This window comes from Chitinophaga sp. MM2321 (assembly GCF_964033635.1).
GTDB lineage: Bacteria > Bacteroidota > Bacteroidia > Chitinophagales > Chitinophagaceae > Chitinophaga.
The window spans coordinates 6,343,953-6,358,865 of the sequence record NZ_OZ035533.1; the positions used below are offsets into that span (position 1 = coordinate 6,343,953).

Sequence of the window (14,913 nt, forward strand, 5' to 3'; positions counted from 1 at the left end):
ATAAAATAAGAGTATAGTTTCGTTGAAAATAATATAAGGTAACCGGATAAGCATGCATTTGCTACTACCCCTGAATGCTGCCGGTTACTTCATCTATATTCTTATTGCGTATGAAACATTTATTTACACTACTGTTTGCTCTTATTCCAGCTTTATTATCACAGGCGCAGGGAGGTATGCTGAAAGGCCGCATCACTGCTGCCGGCAAGCCTGTACAATTTGCCAGCATCTCGGTGCCTGCGCTACGTACAGGTGCCACAGCCGATCTGTATGGTTTTTTTATCATGACGAATATTAAACCCGGTACCTACGAAATAAAAATATCTATGCTGGGATACCAGCCACTGCTACTTAAAAGAAGTATCAGCGCGGGCGAAACCACTGTGCTGAACATCTCACTGGAAGAAGATCTTTCAAAATTAAATGAAGTAGTGGTAACCGGTGTTTCCCGCGCCACAGCTGTTCGTAAAAATCCTATACCCATTGCCGTTATAGGTAAAAGAGAAATGAACATGAACGTGAACAGCAACCTGATTGATGCTATTGTAAAAGGTATTCCAGGTGTAAGTGCTGTCACTACCGGCCCCAATATTTCCAAGCCTTTTATTCGCGGCCTGGGATATAACAGGGTACTTACACTCTATGATGGTATACGACAGGAAGGACAACAATGGGGAGATGAGCATGGTATCGAAATAGATCAATACGGTATTTCCAGGGTGGAAGTAGTGAAAGGTCCTGCCAGTCTTACTTATGGCTCTGATGCACTGGCGGGCGTGATCAATATGATCCCGGATATTCCGGTAGTGGAAGAAGAAAAACTGGCAGGCAGCTTCCTGGCAGACTATCATAGCAACAATGGCATGGCCGGCTCTTCGCTGGGATTGGCATATCAACAGCATGACTGGAAATTTGTATTGCGGGGTACTGCCAAAGCAGCACATAACTATCGGAATAAAATTGACGGATTTGTTTACGGTACCGCGTTCAAAGAATATAATCTTTCTGCTTTGGCGAGGGTGGATAAGTCGTGGGGGTACTCACAATGGGGCGCCACCCTGTACGATAATATGCAGGAAATCCCTGATGGTAGCCGGGATTCGCTGACAAGAAAGTTTACAAGGCAGGTAAACGAAACCGATGATATCACAAACCGCCCTGTTGTGCCGGAAAATGAATTGCGTACTTACACACTCAATCCATTGCACCAGCGCATCCAGCATTACCGGGTATATAATCATACAAAATGGATAGTTGGTAGTGGAGATATAAATACAACTATTGGTTTGCAGCGCAGTATCCGCCGGGAATATAATCACCCGGAAGTGCCTGTCCAGCCTGGACTCTACGTGGTGCTCAATACACTAAACTATGATGTGCGGTATAATCTTCCTGCTTTGGAAGGAATAGAAGCTACGGTAGGTGTAAACGGTATGTACCAGTCAAACCGGAGTAAAGACGGCACTAATTTTCCGATCCCTGATTATAACCTGTTTGATATCGGTGGTTTTTTCTTTGCTAAAAAATCAATCGGAAAGCTGGATGTTTCCGGCGGGATCCGTTATGACAGCAGGCATATACGATGGAATGATTTTTATGTGGGCATCAATAAGGAAAATGGTTTTGAGCAACATGCGCAGCTGCCGGATACTGCTGATGCAGTATTGCAGTTTCCTTCCTTCCGGCACAATTACACCGGTATATCCGGCAGTCTTGGATTTACCTATAACCTGAGCCAGCGTGTACTGTTCAAAGCCAATATTGCACGCGGATACCGCGCGCCAAACATTACTGAAATCGGCTCCAATGGCCTGGATCCGGGCGCACATATTGTATACCTGGGCAACCGCGGTTTTAAACCGGAGTTTAGTTTACAGGAAGATATTGGCTTCCTGGCTTATCTGCCCGATCTGGATATCAGCGTGGAGATATTTAATAATAATATTGATAACTACATCTATCAGTCACGGCTATACGACGATAATGGTGATCCGGTAGTAATAGTACCAGGAAATACAACGTATAGCTATCAGCAATCCAGGGCGCGGTTGTATGGTGCAGAGGTAAGTGTTAACCTTCATCCGCGTACTATCGCCTGGTTAACCATGAATAACAGTATCGCCTATACGGAGGGATTGAACCGGAATGAGGAGTTGATTCGTTCACATGGTACATTGGTGCGCTATCTGCCCTTTATACCGCCGATGCATATACGATCAGAACTGCGGGCTACAGCACAACGTACTGTTGGGGTATTTTCCAAAATATACGGCCGTGTGGAAGCAGATCGTTTTGCAGCACAATCTCATTTTTACGGGGTAGATGATACCGAAACATTTACAGCAGGATATACGCTGTTTAATGTGGGTGCGGGTACGGGCATTACCAACAAAAAGGGCAAGACGGTGTGTGAGTTGTTCCTGCAGCTGGATAATGTGTTCAACACTGCTTATCAGGCCAACATGAACCGCCTGAAATATTTTGAATATTACAGTGCTTCTCCCGGAGGACACCTGGGTATTTATAATATGGGAAGAAATTTCAGTGCTAAAGTGATGGTGCCTTTTTAGCTTATTTACGCAGGTTCAATCCGAACTTGATACCTAGTTGCAGGCTGGGGAGTACGCTCACCAGCTTGCCATCGTTGCGGTGTACGCCGGTATCCGTATTGTCGTAATTTTTATAATTGTAGATCTTGCTGCGTACACCAATACCGATGTAGGGGTCCAGCACCAGTTTATCTTTTGTAAACTGGCGGCCCAGTAAAAGCTGTAATCCGAATACATCTTTGGAGCCGGAGTTGGTGTAGGTAGTATTATTAAAATCGATGTCTTCGTTTGAGTAGAATACTTTTTTATAGAAAAGAACGGGTTGAAAGTAAGTGCCCGCTGCGCGTGAAGGCATTGTTTCCCTTGAAATGAGGTACCAGCGTATACCGGCTCTGAATCCAAGGCCGCGGCCGTCTACAAATTGTTCGGTGCTGATATCGGGTTTCTTCTGCCCGATATCTATTTTTTTGGAGAGTACATAATCGGGATAGTCTGTATAAATACCGCTGATGCCTAATTCCACACTTATTTTATCGGATATTTCCTGTTCAATGGAGATATCCAGTTCATTGATCAACGTAGTAGGATTTACCTTGAGATAGGTATTCCTGTGAAATGGCTTTGCTGCGTCCTGTGCATAGGAGGAAAGAATAAGTAAGCTGAACAGGCCAGTAAGTAGCAATGTCTTTTTCATACAGTTGTAGATGGCTTTTGGCGATCAGATTTGAATCTGTAGCTGTTAGTTATTAGTATAAAGATAACAGCTACAGCCTAAAGTTAACTGCAAAAATCTGGCCGCTAAATCGACAATAATCGTTCCACAGTTACCGGAAACCATTGATGTTCCAGTGCTTGCACCTTGCGGGCTACCGTTTCCGGTGTATCTTCTTTGGTGATGATGCAACGTTCCTGGAGGATTGTTTCCCCATCATCATATTTTTCATTTACGAAATGAATCGTGATACCGCTTTCTGTTTCGCCGGCAGCGATGACCGCCTCGTGTACAAAATGCCCATACATGCCTTTGCCTCCAAATTTCGGCAACAGCGCAGGATGTATGTTGATGATACGGTTGGGAAAAGCCTGTACGAGGTTGACAGGTATTTTCCATAAAAAGCCAGCCAGTACAACCAGGTCTGTCTGGTATTCCTTTAATATTTGTATATAAGTATCCGTATGAAGGAACTTGTCTTTTTCTATTAATATACTGGGAATGCCTTCACGTTCGGCAATTGCTAAAACACCCGCCCCGGGTCTATTGCAAACAATCAGCGAAACCCTGCCTTTATCTGAATTTCTGAAATGGTCTATGATCTTTTGCGCGTTACTTCCGGCGCCTGACGCGAATAGGACGATATTTTTCAAGTCTCCTGATTTATTTTATTGGCGCAAAAGTAATTCTTTATTTTATGTATTGTCCGCAGCCGTGGTACACTTTGTCCTTGATTTGTATATCCACGGTGTTAGGTTGCATGAGGCCGCTCATGTCGTCCATACACATGGTATTGCGGATCTGGATGGTGATCTGCGGGGTGGTATATACTTTCAGGGTATCAGTATTGGGACGGGCCGCCGGGAGAGCTACCTGTACACTATCTCCGTTCATAGTATAGAAAAGGAGTTTTTTGCGTTCCAGGTTCAGGGCCCAACCGGGTTCGTTGCCGTGGGCGGAGAAGAGGATGCCTGCTTTTGCTTTTTCTGCCAGTTGGGCGCGGCGGTCGCCGCCTTCCACTGGTTTCAGGACATAGTTAGTGGCCAGCGCCCCTTCAATACGTTTGCCCTCGCGGTCGAGCAGGAGCAGTTTGCCGTCTGCGGCCAGGAATGAGCTGCTGTCTGTTTTCTTTTCTATCAGAACGGTAGAATCACTGAGTTGCTTCCAGGTACCGGTTTCTACCTGTGCAATGCCTAGTCCCCTGCCCTGGTAGGCAACAAGTTCACTAAAGGTGTGGTCGTCAAACAGGGTTACCTGGTAATCCATACCGGGGCAGTCTGCACAGGGAAGTGTACCCTGGTAGGTGCCGGTAACAGGTTTAATGACGGTTTTGACGGGAGTAGCTGCAGCGGTGCTGTCGCCCTGGGTGCCTGGGGTGGTATTGTTATTACAGGCGGCCAAAACGGCTATAAAAACGGATAAGTAGATAAGTTTGTACATGGGAATGTTTTTTATGGGCAGATTGAACATTCTGGTCCGGTAACAGGTTATATTGGTAAAAATAGCATTCTCGCAGAGAATTACAGGCGGAGGTACATAATATATTATATATAAGCAAGGATATAGGGGACCACTATTTAATTCTGATCTGCATCTATATATATTATATCCCCGGGAAAGCTTACACCACATTACGTGTAAGCGTATTACGCCAGAAAGAAAATCAACCTCATAGAAAATATTAACTCAGGAGCGGATTTACTTACCGGCGTGACGTAGTTGGCTACCATAAAGGCTTTCAACATAATTTGCGCGCCGGGGCCAGGCAAAATCGAAGATCATTTAAGGCAATTAATTTTATAATTGTTGATAAATTGTCAACATTGTGTCTTATTTTTGCTCGCACTTTTAAGAAACTTTAGGTCAAATCTAAACTATATAGGCTGTGTATCGTCGTGTTTCCATTCTTTTGCGCAAGCATTTTGTGAGTGTGCTTATTCTATGCGCTAGTATAGTAATTCCGTTTTCTTCAGTTAAGGCTGCGGATCCAGCGAAGGGTAAAGCAATATTTCAGCAAAATTGCGCTTCATGCCATAATGTCCACAAGAAGCTGACAGGTCCCGCTCTGAAAGGGGTTGAGGATAGGTGGCCAGATAAGAAATTATTGCACCAGTGGATTCATAACTCCGCTTCTGTCCTCGCTTCCGGCGACAAGTACGCCAATGATCTCTTCGCTGAGTATAACAAAAATGCGATGCCGGCTTTCCCTGCGTTTAGTAACGAGGAGATAGACGACATCCTGGCGTATATTAAAGTAGAGGAGGTTAAAATACCAGGTGGTGCTGCCCCTGCGGCCGGCGCTACTGCTGCAGATGCTAAAGACAAAGGCAGTGACAATAGTCTCCTCTTTGGTATTATTACACTGGTGTTGGCTGTTGTAGCACTTATCCTGATGCAGATCAATAGTAACCTGAACAAGCTTGCTAATGATAAAGAAGGTACTGCTACCCCTGAATCGATCCCCTTTTATAAAAATAAAGCTTACATCGCACTGTTTATTCTGGTGTTGTTCATGGTAGGTGGTTACTTCACTATTAACGGAGCTATCGGGCTGGGTCGTCAGAAAGACTATATGCCTGAGCAGCCGATCTTCTACAGCCATAAGGTGCATGCGGGTATCAACCAGATCAACTGTTTGTACTGTCACGCCGGCGCAGAGAAGAGCAAGCATGCTATGATCCCTTCCGAAAATATCTGTATGAACTGTCACAAGGCGATCAAAGAATACGCTGGTCCTGAGCTGTTTACCGCTGAAGGAAAAAAAGTGGATGGTACAGCAGAAATCCACAAATTATATGATTATGTAGGATGGGATCCTGAAGCAGGTAAATATACCAAACCAGGCAGACCGATTGAATGGACCAAGATCCATAACCTGCCCGATCACGTTTACTTCAACCACTCCCAACATACAGTGGCCGGTCAGCAACAGTGCCAGACCTGTCATGGTGCCATCACCGAAATGGATGAAGTACATCAGTTCGCCGACCTGTCTATGGGCTGGTGTATCAACTGTCACCGTACTACCAAAGTGCAGTTTGCAGATAATAACTATTACAGCATTTTCGAGAAACTTCATCAGGACATAAAGGATAAGAAGATCGATAGCGTAACTGTTGAGATGGTGGGTGGTACTGAATGTCAAAAATGTCACTACTAGGAAGGAATTAGCAATTTTTCATTTTTTCAGGTTGAGATTTAAATGCAAAAATTTCGGGATCAGAAAATTTGAAAATGTTTCAGAAGATATCAAATTTATAAACGTAACTCGTTAATATAACATGGAGCAAAAAAAGTATTGGAAAGGCTTGGAGGAGTTGCACAATACCGATGCGCATCAGGAAATTGTGAAGAACGAATTCAGTGAAGAATTGCCATTTGAGAGTGAAGGCCTGTTGAATGCTACTACCCCCCGCAGGGATTTTCTGAAGTACCTGGGTTTCACCACGGCTGCTGCTACTATTGCTGCCAGCTGTGAAACACCTATACAGAAAGCTATTCCTTACGTAAACAAACCGGAAGAAATAACACCCGGCGTAGCCAATTATTATGCTTCCTCTTATTCTATTGATGGTGAATATGTGCCGTTAGTGGTGAAAACCCGCGAAGGCCGCCCCATCAAGATAGAAGGTAATACGCTGTCTACCATCACACATGGTGCTACCTCAGCAAAAGTACAAGGCGCTGTATTGAGCCTGTACGACGTAGCCCGCCTGCGTTTCCCATCGATCGGCGGTACGGAAACGACCTGGGCAGAACTGGATAAACAAATAGGTGCAGCACTAGCCGGATTAGGCGGTGCTCCTGTTGTTTTATTGAGCTCTTCTATTCTCAGCCCGTCTACTAAAAAAGTGATCGGCGAATTCCTGGGTAAATACCCTAATTCCCGCCACGTTGTATACGATGCAGTGTCCTATTCCGGCATGCTGCAGGCCAACGAAGCTTCCTACGGTAAAAGAACCATCCCTTCCTATCACTTTGACAATGCCAAAGCGATCGTAAGTCTGGGTGCCGATTTCCTGGGAACCTGGCTCAACCCGGTTGAATACTCCCGTCAATTTGCACAAACACGTAAAATCAATGCTAAAAAACCGGAAATGTCCAAACACTTCCAGTTCGAAAGCACGATGAGCCTGACCGGTGCAAACGCGGACGAAAGATATACACACAAACCTTCAGAAACCGGTGCCATCGCACTGGCGCTGCTGGCTGCTGTAGGTGGTAGCGTTACAGCACCCGCTATTGCAGATGCACGCGTAAAAGAAGGGATCGCCAAAGCAGCGAAGGAACTGAAAGCTAACACCGGTAAAGCACTGGTAGTAAGCGGTTCCAACGATGTAAACGTACAGTTGATCGTTAACGCCATCAACAATATCGTAGGCGCTAATGGTACTACTATCGACTGGGCATCTCCGGCTAACTACCGTCAGGGTATCGACAGCGATATGACGCAACTGGTAAGCGACATGAATGCAGGCAGCATTGGTGCTGTGCTGGTTTACGGCGCTAACCCCGTTTACGATTATTTCGAGTCACAGAAGTTTGCAGAAGGACTGAAAAAAGTGAAACTGGCTGTATCCTTCAACGACAGACAAGACGAAACTACTGAGCTGTGTAAATATATTGCGCCTGATCATCACTTCCTCGAAAGCTGGAATGATGCAGAAGCAAGAGCAGGTTACACCAGCTTTGCACAGCCTACTATCATGCCGCTGTTCAAAACACGTGCGGTACAGGATACCTTACTCACCTGGGCTGGTAACACTACCATCTGGGCCGATTACCTGAAAAATGAATGGATCAGCAAACTGGGCAGCCAGGAAGCATGGGACAAAGCATTGCAGGACGGTATTGTTGAACCAGCTACTGCTCCGGCTTTAGGTGGTGCTTCTTTCGCCGGTGATATAGCCGGTGCTGCTGCTAAAATCAACAGCGGTAAGAAAGGTGGTCAATACGAACTGGTACTGTATGAAAAAGTAGCGATCGGTAACGGTAAACTGGCTAACAACCCATGGTTGCAGGAAATGCCTGATCCAATCACCCGCGCTACCTGGGACAACTACGCCTGTGTTTCCAACACACTCGCTAAGAAGTTCTCCATGCAACTGGGAGACGATTACGAAATCAATGCTGATAAAAAAGTACTGAAAATAAAAGCCAACGGTAAGGAAATCGAGCTGCCGCTGCTGATTGTTCCGGGCATACATCCTGATGTAGTTGCCATTGCAGTTGGTTACGGTCACAGCACCAATACAGGCAGAGCTGCCGGCTTAATCGGTAAAAATGCTTATCCACTGGTTGCCTCCAACGGTCAGACACGCGATTACTTCTCTATCGATGCTACTGTTGAAGCTACCGGCGAAAAATATCCAATTGGTTTAACACAAACCCATAATAGCTACGAAGGCCGTCCTATCGTTAAAGAAACTACCCTCGAAGAATTCATCAAGAATCCGGTGGAAGTAAACGCAGACAGGTTAGAGCTGAAGAAGTTCGGTAAAGATTTCCGTAAGGATGCTACCCTTTATCCTAACTACAGCTACCCAGGTATCAAATGGGGCATGTCCATCGATCTGAACACCTGTTTTGGTTGTGGTGCATGTACAATTGCCTGTCAGGCTGAAAACAACGTTTCTGTTGTAGGTAAAGAAGAAGTGATCAAAGCGCATGAAATGCACTGGATCCGTATCGATCGTTACTTCAGTGGTGATGAAAACAATCCGGAAGTAGTGTTCCAACCAATGCTGTGTCAGCATTGTGATAACGCGCCTTGCGAAAACGTTTGCCCGGTAGGTGCTACCAACCACAGTTCTGAAGGTCTTAACCAGATGGCTTATAACCGTTGTATCGGTACCCGTTACTGCGCGAATAACTGCCCTTATAAAGTGCGTCGCCTGAACTGGAGAGACTGGAATGGTGCTGATAGCTTTGAAAATAACCTGTATGATGTAGCTGATATGAACGATAACCTCACCCGTATGGTACTGAACCCTGATGTAGTGGTTCGTAGCCGTGGTGTGATGGAAAAATGTTCATTCTGTGTGCAGCGTTTGCAGGAAGCTAAACTGGATGCGAAGAAAGCAGGTCACCCAATGAAAGATGGTGCTGCTAAAACTGCCTGCCAGCAAGCTTGCGGTGCTGATGCGATCGTTTTTGGTAACATCAACGATAAGAATAGCGAAATCTACAAGATCCGTAACGAGGAGCAAACAGAAAGAATGTACTATGTGTTGGAAGAAACACACGTACTGCCTTCTATCAGCTACCTGGCTAAGATCAGAAATAAAGATGCCGCTCCTAAAGCAGAATCTGCACATAAGGAAGAAGCGCATCACGCTTAATATCTTTTAACAGGTCATCGTTAAGAGAAAAGACAGAGTAAGAAGTCACAGAATCTGAGATCATAACAAAAGACAAGGGCTAGTAGCTAGAAGCTAGCAGCTAAAGCTTATAGAATATGAATTTAAAATACGAATCCACACTGAGAGAACCTTTGGTAGACGGGGTTAAGGATTATCACCAGGTAACGGAAGATATCATCAGTCCCATTGAAGGGAAGCCTGGGAAATTGTGGTATGTAGGCTTTTTTATTTCACTGACACTGTTGGGCTTTGGTGCATTCTCAGTGTTTTGGCAGATCTATTTCGGTGTTGGTGTGTGGAACCTGAATAAAACTGTGGGTTGGGGTTGGGATATTACCAACTTCGTATGGTGGGTAGGTATTGGTCACGCCGGTACACTGATCTCCGCTATCCTCCTCTTGTTCCGCCAGGGTTGGCGTACAGGGGTGAACCGTGCGGCAGAAGCCATGACCATCTTTGCGGTAATGTGCGCAGGCCAGTTCCCGATTATTCACATGGGTCGTGTATGGATGGCGTTCTTTATCCTGCCTTATCCTAATACCCGTGGTTCAGTATGGGTAAACTTTAACTCCCCGCTCCTTTGGGACGTATTTGCGATCTCTACTTACTTTACCGTTTCCCTGTTGTTCTGGTACTCTGGTCTGTTACCGGATTTCGCTACCGTTCGTGACAGGGCTAAAACTAAATTACGCAAGTTATTATACGGTGTGGCCTCTTTTGGCTGGACAGGTTCTACCAAACACTGGCAACGTCATGAGTCGCTGTCATTAGTACTGGCAGGTCTGGCTACACCACTGGTACTGTCTGTACACACGATTGTATCTTTTGACTTTGCCACTTCCGTAATTCCCGGTTGGCATACCACCATCTTCCCTCCTTACTTTGTGGCGGGTGCGATCTTCTCGGGATTTGCGATGGTACAAACACTGCTGATCATCACACGTAAAATATTACACCTGGAAGAATATATTACCCTGGGCCATATGGAGGCCATGAACAAGGTAATTGTACTGACGGGTTCTATTGTAGGTTGTGCTTACCTGACTGAGTTATTCATGGCATGGTATGGCGCTAACCCTTACGAATTTGATTCCTTCTTTAAATATCGTGCTGCCGGTCCGTTGGGTTGGTCTTACTATATCATGATGACGTGTAACGTTGTTACACCGCAGGTATTCTGGTTCCGCAAAATGAGAAGAAGCGTAACCGTGACTTTCATCATGTCTATTATTGTGAACATCGGTATGTGGTTTGAACGTTTTGTAATCATCTGTACTTCCCTGTACCGCGATTACCTGCCATCCAGCTGGGCATACTATCGTCCGTCCTGGCCTGAAGTAGGTTTCTACATGGGTACATTCGGTTTGTTCTTCACCTGCTATTTCCTGTTTGCCAAATACTTCCCGGTAATTGCGCTGGCAGAAATCAAGGCAATCCTGAAAACTTCCGGAGAAAACTTTAAAGAGAAAATGGAAGTATACGAAGAAGAGACACCGGAGAAGTTTGCTCATGATGCAGCACATGCACACTAAAAGATGAATAGACAGAATTAATTACTTGGAATTTGAATTTTTAAATATATGGCTGTTAAAAATTTTGTTGTAGGCTTGTTTGACGATGAGGCAGTGTTGTTTCCAGCGGTAAAAAAAGTACGTACCGCCGGCTACAAGTTGCACGATGTATACACTCCTTTTCCTGTTCACGGCCTTGATCATGCAATGGGTTTAAGAGAAACCAGCCTTCATACAGCAGGTTTCATATACGGCATCACAGGTACCACTACGGCATTAGGTTTCATGAGTTGGGTATTTAATGTAGACTGGCCGCTGAATATTGGTGGTAAACCACATTTCCCGTTACCGGCATTTATTCCGATCACCTTTGAGCTGACGGTATTATTTTCAGCAGTGGGTATGGTATATACTTTCTGCTGGCTTTGCCAGATCATGCCAGGCGTGAAAAAACACATTTTTCACCCCAGACAGACAGATGACAAGTTTGTAATGGTTATTGAACTGACAGAAAAAACCAATGCCGAGGAAGTGAAGAGTTTCCTTGCTGCTGCAGGTGCACATGAGATCAATGAGCAGCGGGCTGAAGCAGGATGGTGGTTCGGAAGGTTTGATAAGGATGATGAGCCTTATCTCCGTCAGGTCCAGACCACAAACGCTTAATTACAATAACAGCTAAAATATACAGTTGCGACATTAGGATTTGAGCAAGCAAGAACTAATGAAAGCTAGATAAATAATTTCTGATGAAAAGGACTTCCAACATATTGATTGTAGCCGCATTGGCAACTGGAGCTTTCCTGGCAGCCTGTAATAAGGGGGAGCACAACAGAAAGCCCGGCAGGATTTATATGCCCGACATGTATCAATCCCGTGCGTATGAATTTTACAGTGCTCGTTTGTCAGGCCTTAAGCCAGTGGAAGGAACAGTAAAAAGAGGTGAACTATTGCCATACCATCTGAAAGAATCAGATACGGCGCTGGCGAATCTGGTGAAGAATCCGTTGGCTATTACACCGGCAGATCTGAAAGAAGGAGAGCGTATTTTCAATATTTACTGCGGCATTTGCCACGGTACTGCGCTGGATGGCAACGGACCTCTTTATAAAGGTGGCGACGGCCCTTACCCCGCAGCCCCTGCCAACCTGGTTGCCGGTGCAAAATCCGGTTACACAGAAGGCCGCCTGTTTCACGTAATGACTTATGGCTATAACATGATGGGTAGCTACGCCAGTCAGCTCGACAGAGCACAACGCTGGCAGATTGCTGCTTATATAAAGAGCAAACAGCCTGGTGCAGTAGCCCAGCCTTCTGCTGAAACGGCTCCTGCTAAAGATAGCGCGGCAGCTAAATAAGAGAGTTAAAACTGAATTTCAATCAAGTATTTTAATATACAGTAATGAAAGACCAATTTGTAGTACCGGCAAGATTAAAAAGGACCAGCTTCGTGTTAATGGGCGTGGGCTTGCTGACTTTATTGATCGGATTAATTGCGTTTCGAGGTGAGAACGCGGCACGGTTCTGGGCCGGTCTGTTGCAAAACAGCAGCTACTTTTTGCTGATTACATTGGCCAGTACCTTCTTTATAGCAGCTACTACCCTGGCGCATGGTGGTTGGCAAATTGCCTTCCGTCGTATTCCTGAAGCTATTTCAATGGCAGTACCTGCATTGTCTGCCATCTTGTTTGTAATTGTAATGATCCTGGTGTTTGGCGGGAAAGATGAAGTTTACCACTGGGTAAATGCACACCACGTTGCGGAAGATAAGATCCTTTCCTGGAAAGCTCCTTTCCTGAGTAAAAGCTTCTTCACAACTGCTACCGTTATCACCCTGGCATTGTGGATCTGGTTTACGCTGAAACTGCGTAAAATGTCCATCGAAGAAGATGGATGGGATCTGCGTCCTGAAACCGGCCGCAAACTGCTCTGGAGAAATACCGTTATTTGTGGCGGCTTCCTGGTAATATATACTCTGAGCGTAGGCTCTACCACTCCATGGATGTGGTTGATGAGCCTCGATGCACACTGGTTCTCTACCATGTACAGCTGGTATACTTTCGCAAGCACCTGGGTTGCCGGTCTGGCACTGATATCACTGTTCGTTGTTTACCTGAAAAAACAAGGGTACCTTTCTTTTGTAAATGAAGAACACCTGCACGATCTGGGTAAATTCATGTTTGCTTTCAGCATCTTCTGGACTTACCTGTGGTTCTCCCAGTACATGCTGATCTGGTATGCCAACATGCCGGAAGAAACAGAATATTTCCAGCCACGTGTATGGGGCGAATGGAGACCGATTTTCTTCCTGAACCTGCTGATCAACTTTGTTGCTCCGTTGTTGTTCCTGATGAAAAGAGATACTAAACGTAATTATACTGCCATTGTATTCATCGCTATTGTGATCATTTTCGGTCACTGGCTGGATTTCTGGCAGATGGTTTATCCGGCTACCGTAAAATCCCTGGTATTCCCTTGGTATGAATTCGGTCTCGGACTGGGTTTCGTAGGACTGATCATTTTCCTGGTTGCCAACCAGCTTACTAAAGCTTCTCTGGTTCCGAAAAATCATCCATATCTGAAAGAAAGTATCGTTCACCACACCTAAGCGTGTGACGGAGATTAGGCAATAGAAAAGCATTAGATAACTTAATTATTTCATATAGCAATGTCAGGATTATTAGCAGTCTTAGTTGTTGTTCTCATATTCATAGTCATCTTCCAGATTTCGAAGGCGAGCGAATATGTGTCCATATTGAAGGGAGAAAAGAAAGCGCGCCAGCAAAGTAACCGTATAAATGGTTATCTGCTGATAGCATTCCTGGTGCTGGGGCTTATTGGCGTTTACTACTGTAATGATTTGCTGAAAGGCAAAATCCTGGGTGAGTCTGCATCCGTGCAGGGGGAAGGGGTAGATACCCTTATCTACGTAACACTGGCTATCACCGGTATCGTATTCGTAGTTACACAGATCCTTTTATTCTGGTTCGCATTTAAATACCAGGAAAAAGAAGGGCAGCAAGCATTTTACTTCCCGCATAATAATAAACTGGAAGTGATCTGGACCGTTATCCCGGCCATCGCGCTCACCGTATTGGTGGCCTTTGGTTTGAAACACTGGTTCCAGTTAACTTCTGATGCTCCCAAAGATGCAGCAATAGTGGAAATTACCGGTAAACAATTTAACTGGCTTATCCGCTACCCCGGTAAAGATGGTCAGCTGGGCCGCCGCGATTTCAAGAAAATCGACGAAGCAGCCAGCAACCCACTGGGTATGGACTGGGACGATCAACTGGGTAAAGACGACTTCATGGCAACAGAAGTCCACCTGGTAGTAAACAAACCGGTAAAATTTGTAATTGGTTCACGCGATGTTATCCATGACGTAGGTTTACCTCACTTCCGTATGAAAATGGATGCGGTTCCGGGTATCCCAACTACCCTGTGGTTTACACCTAAGTATACGACCAAGGAAATGAGGGAAAAAACCGGCAACCCTGATTTTACCTATGAAATTGCCTGCGATCAGATGTGTGGTGTTGGTCACTACTCCATGAGAGGAGTGATTGTGGTGGAAACTCAGGAGGAATATGACGCCTGGGTGATAAAACAGCCATTACAGTATGCACTGGCTCATCCCGCTGCTGCACCGGCTTCGCCTGATGCACCTAAAGCAGATAGCACGCAAAAAACTGTGGCTGCCAATACCAAGTAAGCCGTAATTTTGTGTAGAAGATTTTTTTGACGCAGTAATTAAAAAACTAAAATAAAAACTGACAAAC

General features: G+C 45.3%; 11 protein-coding genes. 8 read left to right on the forward strand and 3 right to left on the reverse strand.

Annotated elements, in window-relative coordinates:
- The first annotated feature begins 110 nt into the window (after window positions 1–110).
- Window positions 111–2,570 carry a TonB-dependent receptor domain-containing protein gene (locus tag ABQ275_RS24935; RefSeq protein ID WP_349315863.1) on the forward strand — a complete coding sequence of 820 codons (2,460 nt, stop codon included), beginning with the start codon at window positions 111–113 and terminating at the stop codon, window positions 2,568–2,570.
- Window position 2,571: 1 nt separating this feature from the next.
- On the opposite strand, the gene ABQ275_RS24940 is transcribed toward ABQ275_RS24935, so the two are convergent.
- The 3 genes from ABQ275_RS24940 to ABQ275_RS24950 all read right to left on the reverse strand — a co-directional run bounded on the left by ABQ275_RS24940 (window position 2,572) and on the right by ABQ275_RS24950 (window position 4,701).
- Entirely contained in the window at window positions 2,572–3,243 is a 672-nt protein-coding gene (locus tag ABQ275_RS24940) for a hypothetical protein (RefSeq protein WP_349315864.1), read from the reverse strand.
- Window positions 3,244–3,347: 104 nt separating this feature from the next.
- Window positions 3,348–3,914 (reverse strand): phosphoribosylglycinamide formyltransferase, encoded by a 567-nt coding sequence (locus ABQ275_RS24945; protein WP_349315865.1) that lies wholly within the window; start codon window positions 3,912–3,914, stop codon window positions 3,348–3,350.
- A gap of 37 nt (window positions 3,915–3,951) precedes the next feature.
- Window positions 3,952–4,701: a copper resistance protein NlpE N-terminal domain-containing protein gene (locus tag ABQ275_RS24950; protein ID WP_349315866.1), complete on the reverse strand. Its 750-nt coding sequence runs from the start codon at window positions 4,699–4,701 to the stop codon at window positions 3,952–3,954.
- Between the two features lie 490 nt (window positions 4,702–5,191).
- Here ABQ275_RS24950 and ABQ275_RS24955 point away from each other — a divergent pair, with 490 nt between their 5' ends.
- The 7 genes from ABQ275_RS24955 (at window position 5,192) to ABQ275_RS24985 (ending at window position 14,846) form a co-directional block, all read left to right on the forward strand.
- The gene (locus tag ABQ275_RS24955) at window positions 5,192–6,421 is read left to right on the forward strand and encodes a c-type cytochrome (RefSeq protein ID WP_349318807.1); all 1,230 of its coding nucleotides are present in this window, start codon (window positions 5,192–5,194) and stop codon (window positions 6,419–6,421) included.
- Between the two features lie 121 nt (window positions 6,422–6,542).
- Window positions 6,543–9,602, forward strand: coding sequence for a TAT-variant-translocated molybdopterin oxidoreductase (locus ABQ275_RS24960; protein ID WP_349315867.1), 3,060 nt, complete (start codon window positions 6,543–6,545; stop codon window positions 9,600–9,602).
- 116 nt (window positions 9,603–9,718) lie between these two features.
- Window positions 9,719–11,155: an NrfD/PsrC family molybdoenzyme membrane anchor subunit gene (gene nrfD / locus ABQ275_RS24965; protein ID WP_349315868.1), complete on the forward strand. Its 1,437-nt coding sequence runs from the start codon at window positions 9,719–9,721 to the stop codon at window positions 11,153–11,155.
- A 48-nt stretch (window positions 11,156–11,203) separates the two neighbouring features.
- Window positions 11,204–11,797: a DUF3341 domain-containing protein gene (locus tag ABQ275_RS24970; protein WP_349315869.1), complete on the forward strand. Its 594-nt coding sequence runs from the start codon at window positions 11,204–11,206 to the stop codon at window positions 11,795–11,797.
- An 83-nt stretch (window positions 11,798–11,880) separates the two neighbouring features.
- Entirely contained in the window at window positions 11,881–12,489 is a 609-nt protein-coding gene (locus ABQ275_RS24975) for a cytochrome c (protein ID WP_349315870.1), read from the forward strand.
- A gap of 44 nt (window positions 12,490–12,533) precedes the next feature.
- A complete protein-coding gene (locus ABQ275_RS24980; protein WP_349315871.1) occupies window positions 12,534–13,739 on the forward strand; it encodes a quinol:cytochrome C oxidoreductase in 1,206 nt (401 codons plus the stop codon).
- A 60-nt stretch (window positions 13,740–13,799) separates the two neighbouring features.
- Complete coding sequence (locus ABQ275_RS24985; protein WP_349315872.1) at window positions 13,800–14,846, forward strand: cytochrome c oxidase subunit II; 1,047 nt, start codon at window positions 13,800–13,802, stop codon at window positions 14,844–14,846.
- The last annotated feature ends 67 nt before the right edge of the window (window positions 14,847–14,913 follow it).

What these genes read in the sequence shown, in the direction of transcription:
- ABQ275_RS24950 (WP_349315866.1), bottom strand. Translation starts at nt 4,701, where the DNA reads ATGTACAAACTTATCTACTTATCCGTTTTTATAGCCGTTTTGGCCGCC.
- ABQ275_RS24975 (WP_349315870.1), top strand. Translation starts at nt 11,881, where the DNA reads ATGAAAAGGACTTCCAACATATTGATTGTAGCCGCATTGGCAACTGGA.
- ABQ275_RS24940 (WP_349315864.1), bottom strand. Translation starts at nt 3,243, where the DNA reads ATGAAAAAGACATTGCTACTTACTGGCCTGTTCAGCTTACTTATTCTT.
- ABQ275_RS24960 (WP_349315867.1), top strand. Translation starts at nt 6,543, where the DNA reads ATGGAGCAAAAAAAGTATTGGAAAGGCTTGGAGGAGTTGCACAATACC.
- ABQ275_RS24985 (WP_349315872.1), top strand. Translation starts at nt 13,800, where the DNA reads ATGTCAGGATTATTAGCAGTCTTAGTTGTTGTTCTCATATTCATAGTC.
- ABQ275_RS24970 (WP_349315869.1), top strand. Translation starts at nt 11,204, where the DNA reads ATGGCTGTTAAAAATTTTGTTGTAGGCTTGTTTGACGATGAGGCAGTG.
- ABQ275_RS24980 (WP_349315871.1), top strand. Translation starts at nt 12,534, where the DNA reads ATGAAAGACCAATTTGTAGTACCGGCAAGATTAAAAAGGACCAGCTTC.
- ABQ275_RS24935 (WP_349315863.1), top strand. Translation starts at nt 111, where the DNA reads ATGAAACATTTATTTACACTACTGTTTGCTCTTATTCCAGCTTTATTA.
- nrfD (WP_349315868.1), top strand. Translation starts at nt 9,719, where the DNA reads ATGAATTTAAAATACGAATCCACACTGAGAGAACCTTTGGTAGACGGG.